Source organism: Sphingomonas sp. BL-S-28 (assembly GCF_055521515.1).
The window spans coordinates 3949181-3957385 of the sequence record NZ_CM145484.1 but is presented as its reverse complement, the minus strand read 5'-3'; the positions used below and the strand labels follow the sequence as shown (position 1 = coordinate 3957385).

At 61.7% G+C, this 8205-nt stretch carries 4 protein-coding genes; 3 read left to right on the top strand and 1 reads right to left on the bottom strand.

Going from position 1 to position 8205, the window contains the following annotated elements:
• Positions 1–350: 350 nt before the first annotated feature.
• A complete protein-coding gene (locus ACZ1JC_RS27065; protein ID WP_465135341.1) occupies positions 351–1553 on the bottom strand; it encodes an IS256 family transposase in 1203 nt (400 codons plus the stop codon).
• 721 nt (positions 1554–2274) lie between these two features.
• Between ACZ1JC_RS27065 and ACZ1JC_RS27060 the strand changes: the two genes are divergently transcribed.
• From ACZ1JC_RS27060 to ACZ1JC_RS27050, 3 genes are all read left to right on the top strand, one after another.
• Positions 2275–3456, top strand: coding sequence for a class I SAM-dependent methyltransferase (locus ACZ1JC_RS27060; protein WP_465137225.1), 1182 nt, complete (start codon positions 2275–2277; stop codon positions 3454–3456).
• A gap of 298 nt (positions 3457–3754) precedes the next feature.
• Positions 3755–5428, top strand: coding sequence for a M28 family metallopeptidase (locus ACZ1JC_RS27055; RefSeq protein WP_465137226.1), 1674 nt, complete (start codon positions 3755–3757; stop codon positions 5426–5428).
• 267 nt (positions 5429–5695) lie between these two features.
• Positions 5696–8182, top strand: coding sequence for a TonB-dependent receptor (locus ACZ1JC_RS27050; RefSeq protein WP_465137227.1), 2487 nt, complete (start codon positions 5696–5698; stop codon positions 8180–8182).
• Positions 8183–8205: the final 23 nt, after the last annotated feature.

Sequence of the window (8205 nt, the reverse complement as noted above, 5' to 3'; positions counted from 1 at the left end):
CATAGCAAATTGCAACGCCTCAGAAGCCCGCGCTTCCGGGGCGTTTTTGATTCCCGCACAAGCCCACGACTCCATTTCCAACGCAGGCGCGCCGCTGCATCAAAAGATCCTGGCCTTCTGACGTGTAGGACCACGGCTGCGATCAGGTCGCGGATTCGCTCAATCGCTTGCGCTCTCAAAGTCCTGCCCGCGCGAAGGTCTTCGTGGGGCCGCGACTGTCTCACGGTACACGTGTGTACGCGTACCTCAGGCTCCCAGGACATCGGGAGCATCAGCATATGGGACTGTGTCCCGGGGCGTGGTGTAGCTGAAGCCGAGGCGCCGCGCATTTCGGCATCCGTCTGGGCCGTTCATGCTCCTGGGACTGCTGAGAGCATGGTGATTGGATTGTCGCTGACCGGCGCCATGGTTTCAAGGGTCATATAGCGGGCACGCTGGACGGCCCATTCGTCTGACTGTTCCATGAGGATAGCGCCGATGAGTCGGGTGATGGCAGCCTCATTGGGGAAGATGCCGACGACATCCGTGCGGCGTTTGATTTCGCCGTTGAGGCGCTCGATGGGGTTTGTGCTGTGTAATTTGGCGCGATGCTCGCGCGGGAAGGTCATGTAGGCCAGCACATCGGGTTCGGCTTCATCCATCAGGTTTGCCAGTTTGGGCAGTTTGGGTCGCACCTGATCGGCCACGGCACGCCATTGCTGGCTGGCGGCCTCGGGTGTTTCCTGAGCGAAGGCGGTGGCGATGAAGGCGGAGACAACCCTGCGGCCGCTTTTACCGGCATGAGCCAGCGCATTGCGCATGAAGTGAACCCGGCAGCGCTGCCACGTGGCACAGAGCAGTTTGGAGACGGCTGCCTTGATGCCTTCGTGCGCGTCGGAGATGACCAGCTTGACGCCGCGCAGTCCTCGGCGCGTCAACTTGCGCAGGAAGGCGGTCCAGAAAGGCTCGGCTTCCGAGGCGCCGATGTCCATGCCCAGCACTTCGCGGCGACCGTCGCTGTTCACGCCTACCGCGACGATCACCGCCACCGAGACGATCCGCCCATTCTGCCGAACCTTCACGTAGGTTGCGTCGATCCAAAGGTACGGCCAATCCCCTTCGATCGGGCGGTCCAGGAAGGTATGCACGCGCTCGTCGAGCTCCTCACATAGGCGGCTCACTTGGCTCTTGGAGATGCCGTCCATGCCAAGCGCTTTGACCAGATCGTCCACTGAGCGGGTGGAAATGCCCTGGATGTAGGCCTCCTGGATCACCGCAGTCAGCGCCCGCTCCGCCATCCGACGTGGTTCGAGGAAAACGGGAAAGTAGCTGCCTTTGCGCAACTTTGGGATCCGCAGCTCGACAGTGCCGGCCCGCGTCTGCCAGTCGCGCTCGCGGTGCCCGTTGCGCTGAACAAGCCGGTCGGGAGACTTCTCGCCGTAGCCAGCGCCAGTCAGGTTGCCGACTTCCATCTCCATCAGCCGCTCGGCGGCAAACGAGATCATCTCGCGTAGAATATCCGCGTCCGGGGTCTTCTCTACCAGCGAACGCAGGTGCATCATCGGATCGGTCATCGTGATTCCTTCCGTCAGGTTCGAGTTTCGCAACCCAAACCTATCCGAAAATCACGGTGACCACCTCAACCCTCAGCTACACCACCTCCCGGGACACGATCGCATATGGCAAATCGCCATAATGGCCGAACCGCCTTCGCCCGTCTTCCGAAGCCAATGCATCTGCGCCTTCCTGGAAATTCAGGACCGCCGCGGCGTGATCACTCGCACGCTCACGAAGGTTGGGCGTCTGGTGCGAGATGATGAAAAATGCAGCCCGGACCTGAAGCTCTGCCTTGCGACGTCATCCAGAGGCGATCGCGGACAAGGCCGGCTTCTGTCGGCGCGGTCCAATTACCTCTCCACCCCTCTATAAATGCAGAAGCAAGCGAACACGCGAGCGGTGCGCAGGCACTTCGCCGGGCCCTCAATGCGCGCCCATTGATGAGGTTGTCAGAGATGAATTTCCAAAGCTCCGCCATGCTTGAGCCGATAATCGAAACGACGGCTCATTCCATGAGCCATCGGGCGGATTGCGACATTGCGGCACCCCCGCAGGCTGTATCGGCGTTGAGGTAAGTCCCGAGCCTATCATTCAGGCCTGAACTGTCCTGACAAAGCACAGATTTCCGTAATCGTGATTATGAATATCGGGTGTAAGCGTCACTCTTTCCAAAAAATGTGCCGCTGACCGCCTCTAACGTCGCATTCAATCGCGGTCGTGAGTTTATAGGGAAAAACAATGTCTCAGTCCTACCGCATCGATGGCGATAAGTATATTTGTCGTGTGCCGATTGAAATGTTGTTCTGCGAAAGTAACGACTTTATTCACGGCCCGAATGCCTATGCCGAGCGTCCGCCGCTGTGGCATCAGCAGCACAATATCACCGACGGCCTGCCCATCATGAGCCTGCGGTCCCACATCCGGCTTTTCGAAGGCTTCTTCGATCCTTCGCAGCTTGATGTCGGTTATTACGAGAATTGGTGGAACACCATCCATCACACGATGGGCATCGCGCTGCCGTGCAGTGCGACGCAGCAGATTTCCCAGCGCTACGACTATTTCAATCATCTCAATGCACGTTATGCGGAAAATGGCATTGAAGACGCTGCCTTCGCCCTTGAAGGTGAATACGATGCGTCGACCGGCCGCTTCATTCTGCGGGATGGCCATCATCGCACCTGCTATCTGATCGCGCGTCGCGAACGTTGGGCCAATGTCCGCATGTCGCGTTCATCCTTCTCGGCGTTGTTCGAGCCGGCCATCGGCGAGCGTGTGCGCAAGCATGTCGAACAGATTGGCTATACCCAGCCCTATGCTCCTATCGAGCATCCGCAATTCCATGTCCCCTTCGCTTATCGGGACAATTTCTTCCCGAACCGCCTCAGCTGCATAGCCGACACGCTAGGCTATATCCGGCCGGCGAGCGTACTGGATATCGGCTGCAACGCCGGATATTTTTCGCGTCATTTCAGCCGTATGGGCGCGCATGTTGTCGGTGTGGAACCGCAGGATTGCCATTTCACCACCGCTTCAATCCTCAACGAACTTTTCAACACGCGGTGTGATTATCGGCAGGATACGGCAGAAAACGTCGATTTGGGCGACCAGGTATTCGAAGTTGCGATCATGCTTACTGTCCTATACCACTTCCTCGATAAGGGGGACACGGCAGTGAAGATCGCCAAGAAGATCGATAGTCACGTGTCGCACTTCGTGTTTTGGGAATCCGGCTCTGATGCCGAACGCGAAATCGACTTCATGAGGCGACATACGGGCTTCAATGCCTATCGCCGCCTGCGCACGACCATCGGCACCGGCCGTGTTCGCGAACTGGGCGTATTCGCGCGCGAAGCCGAAACCATCGATAACCTTCTGGCCTTCAACCCCTATCACCATTTCATGCTCGCAACCGCCCTTTGAAAGCTGCGATAATCTGCCCCCTCACCGGCTTGTTGGTAGGTCGGTGAAGGGGGCAGTAGCAGATGCACAGTGCGGATAAGCGGGGTGGGGCGATGCTTTCCTGCGGCACGCACCTCACCCTCAAAACCCATCCCAAAACCGCGGTTTTGTGCACACGGCACACGTACATACCACGTGCCTGTCGAAATTATGTCGTATACTATCGACAACTCCTTCCAGATGGGCATCATCGCGGTCAGCGGATCGTCCTGATCCGATGACCCTGCATGTCTGGCGGCCTTTGGGCCAAGGAGTATCGATGATCACCCGCACCCTTCGTTCTTCGTCTCTGCGCCTGATCGCGCTTGGCGGTCTGTGCTCGGCCTCGGCCATTGCCATCGCGGCCGCGCCGTCCGCGCCCAGCTTCGACGTGGCGCGCGTGTCCAACGACATCAAGACGCTCTCCAGCGATGCTTTCGAAGGCCGCGGCCCTGCCACCCGCGCTGAAGTGAAGACCATCGACTACATCGCCGCGCAGATGAAGGCCGCCGGCCTCAAGCCGGCCGGCGACAAGGGAACCTGGTTCCAGAACGTGCCGCTGCTGCAGTCGGACATCGTGGGAACCCCGTCGCTCTCGATGAGCATCGGCGGAACTGCGACGCCGCTTTCGCAGGGCAACGAGATCGCCGTGCGCGCGGCTGAGAACGGCCAGTCGACCGTCAACTTCAAGGACCTGCCGCTGGTCTTCGTCGGCTATGGCGTGAAGGCGCCCGAGCGTGGTTGGGACGACTTCAAGGGCGTTGATCTCAAGGGCAAGATCATGGTCGTGCTCATCAACGACCCCGACTTCGAGGGCGGTGAAGGCGACTTCGGCGGCAAGCTGATGACCTACTACGGCCGCTGGACCTACAAGTACGAGGAAGCCGCGCGCCAGGGGGCGGCGGGCGTGCTGGTGGTACACGAGAGCGAGCCCGCCTCCTATGGCTGGGCCACGGTCAAGAACTCCAACACCAACACCATGTTCGACATCGTCCGCGCCGATCCCAAGTCGGCGCACACGCAGATGGAAGGCTGGATCCAGAAGGACCTTGCCGCGCAGCTACTGAAGGCGTCCGGCATCGATTTCGAAGCAGCCAAGGCTGCCGCGCGGAAGAAGGATTTCCAGCCCATTCCGCTGAAGGCGACGATGAGCGCCGACTATGCGGTGAAGTCGCAGGTCATCACTTCGCACAACGTCGCCGGAATCGTGCCCGGTTCGAAGTATCCGAACGAGACCGTGATCTACTCCGCGCACTGGGATCACCTTGGCGTCGGTGCACCGGATGCCAAGGGCGACCGCATCTACAACGGCGCGCGCGACAACGCTTCGGGTACGGCGGCGCTGCTCGAACTGGCGCGCGCTTTCGCCAAGGGGCCGAAGCCTGAGCGCACCGTGCTGTTCCTGGCGGTGACGGCGGAAGAGAAGGGCCTGCTCGGCTCCGAATACTATGCCGACAATCCGCTGCGTTCGCTGGCGACCACCGCCGGCGTGATCAACATGGACGGTCCGCTCTCGATCTCCAAGACCACCAACTTCAGCATCTCCGGCGCGGCCAAGCTGGATCTGCTGACCGTGCTGACCGAAGAAGGCCAGAAGCTGGGCCGCCACTACACGCCCGACGCCCGTCCGGAGGCAGGCAGCTTCTACCGTTCGGACCACTTCTCGATGGCGAAGCGCGGCGTTCCGGCGATCTCGTTCAGCCCGGGGCGCGAGCTGGTCGATGGCGGCGATGCGCGCGGCAAGGAACTGTCCGACGCCTATACCCGCGACAAGTACCACCAGCCTGCCGACGAATACGATCCCAGCTGGGATACCAGCGGTTGGACCAGCGATCTGACGCTGCTCTACAATACCGGCGCGCGTCTGGCCGACAGCCACGTCTGGCCGAACTGGTCGCAGGACAGCGAATTCCGCGCAACGCGTGACGCCACCGGGGCGCAGCGCAAGCCCTGAGTGTCTCCCGTCTGACGGGCCATTTCACGCCCCGGTGCCGCAAGGTGCCGGGGCGTTTTCCGTATCGGGCAAGCGGGTTATCGCAATTAGACCAAGGCCGATGTGGCCTGCCTTGTTCCCTGCGGCACATCGGCTTGCCGAGCCGGCAAGACTTGCCTCAAACGGATTGATCGCGCCTCAGCGATTGCCCGACAGTCCCGTTCGAAACGCACGCGGCCGCGAAAAGCGACCGTGCAGGAAAAAGACGTTCGAGGGGAGGATCGGTTCATGCTCAGCAGGAAAGCAGCCTTGTGCCTTGCTGCCGCGCTCGTTTTCGCGCCGGAAGTGGTGTTGGCGCAGGAGGCTGAGGCGCCGGCGCCTGAGGACGCAGCGCAGCCCAAGACCGGAGAGATTATCGTCACCGCCCGCAAGCGGCAGGAATCGATCCTGCGCGTGCCGGTGGTGGAAAGCGTGCTGAGCGGTGAAGCGCTGCAGCAACAGCAGATCACCTCGATCCAGGGAGTGACCAGCCGCATTCCCGGGCTTGTGCTCGGCAATTCGGTCCTTTCGGTCGGCTCGCAGATTTCGCTGCGTGGCGTCGGCACCAGCGCGCTCGACGCCGGTATCGACCAGTCGGTCTCGCTCAATATCGACGGGCAGCAGTTCAGTCAGGGCCTGTCGTTCCGCAGCGGGCTGTTCGATCTGGCACAGGCGGAAGTGCTGAAGGGCCCGCAGGCGCTGTTCTTCGGCAAGAACAGCCCCGGCGGCGTGATTGCGCTGACCACCGCCGATCCGGGGCGGACGTTCGAACTGATCACCCGCACCAGTTATGAATTCGAGGCGCGTGAGATGCGCGGGGAACTGATCGTCTCCGGCCCGGTGACCGACACACTGGGGCTGCGGCTTGCCGGCACATGGTCCGATTCCGATGGCTGGTTTCGCAATCGGGCAGTGGCCTATCCCGGCACCGGCGCGGTGGATCCGCGCCAGCCGCGCACCGGCGGCAATGAGAACTACATCATTCGCGGCACTGCCGTGTGGGAGCCGGATCCCAGCTTCAAGGCCCGGTTGAAGGTGAACTTCACCAAGGACCACAGCGACAATCCCGCCACCACGCAAAGCGTCTCCTGCCCGGACGGGATCGCCCCGGTGGTGAGCCCCACCAGCATCGGCTATCCCTTTCTGGTCAGCTGCAAGCAGAGCCGGAACGTCTACTTCGTGTCGATGGACCCGGCCGCCTTCACCGGCTTGCGCCGCGATGGCACGCCGGGGCTGCGCAATAACGGAGAGCCCTTCACCAACATCGTCCAGAACTTCGGCGTGCTGGACATGACCTGGCGGCCGGCGACCGACCTCAGCCTGACGTCCACCACGACGTATTACCACAACACCACCGATGCCGCGATCAACGGCACCGGCACCAGCGCGGCCGGCCCGGCGCTATTCGCCGACAATCATTTCAAGCGCCGCGACGTGACCGAGGAGCTGCGTCTGGAATCGGACTGGCGCGACAGCCCGGTCAATTTCCTGCTGGGCGGCTATTACCAGAACGGCAAAGTGACCAACGACGTGTTCGTCGGCGGCAATACCAGCCAACTGCTCTACGTGGGCGCCTATGGCATCTTCATTCCGATCCCGGCGGTGCTCTCGGCCGGCACGCACGATATGCGGATCGAATCGACATCGCTGTTCGGGCAAGTCCGCTGGAACCCGGTGAAGACGCTGGAACTGGCGCTGGGCGCGCGCTGGACCAGCGAGCAGCGGCGCGACGACGCGGTCTCGCGCAATGCCTTGGGCGAATACGTCGATATCGACCTGCCGACGCCGAAGATCTCGTCCAAAAACATCTCGCCCGAACTGACGGTGACATGGACGCCCAGCGATGACTTCACCGTGTTCGGCGCGCTGAAGCAGGGCTACAAGTCCGGCTCCTACTCGATCACCACCCCGGCGGTGGCCGGCGTCGACAACTCCTTTGGCGACGAGCGTGTGCGCGGCGGCGAACTGGGCTTGAAGGCGCGCACGGCCGACCGTTCGCTCACCGCCAACGCGGCCTTCTACTATTACCGCTACAAGGGGTTGCAGGTGGGCACCAATGTGCCGGCGCTGAACGGCATTCCGGTGGTGCGGACGATGAATGCGGGATCGTCCAAGGTCTATGGCGTCGATTTCGATACGACATGGCATCCGCCGCAAGTGGAAGACCTGTCGCTGACCGCCGCAGTCAACTGGAACAAGGCCAGCTTCATCAGTCTGGACGGCGTGCCGTGCTATGGCGGACAGACCTATGCGGCGGGCTGCAACCAGCTGCTCGATCCTTCGACCGGGCTCTACACCGGGCAAAGCGCATCGGGCGAGCCGCTGGAGCGGGCGCCCGAATGGCAGTTTTCGGCAGGGGCCGATTACGAGCTGCCGGTCAGCAGCACCACGCGGTTCGCGCTGGGCAGTTCGGTGCAGTATTCGTCCAGCTATCACGCCACGATCGGCCCGCGTGAGGATTACATTCAGGGCTCCTACGCCAAGCTCAATGCCTATCTGACGCTGAAGGGCGCGGACGACCGCTGGGAAGTCTCGCTGATCGCCAACAACCTCACCAACGTGATCCGCGCCGGCTATTGCACCAACGGCAATTTCCAGAACGGCCAGATCCTGGGCGGACAAGTGACCGGCAGCCCGACCAACGCGGCGGGGCCAGCGGGGATCGACGAAGTATCCTGCGTGCTCGATCCGGGCCGGCAGGTGTTCCTGAAGCTGACGCTGCGGCCTTTCGGATAGGGGGCGGTTTGGATAGAGGGAAT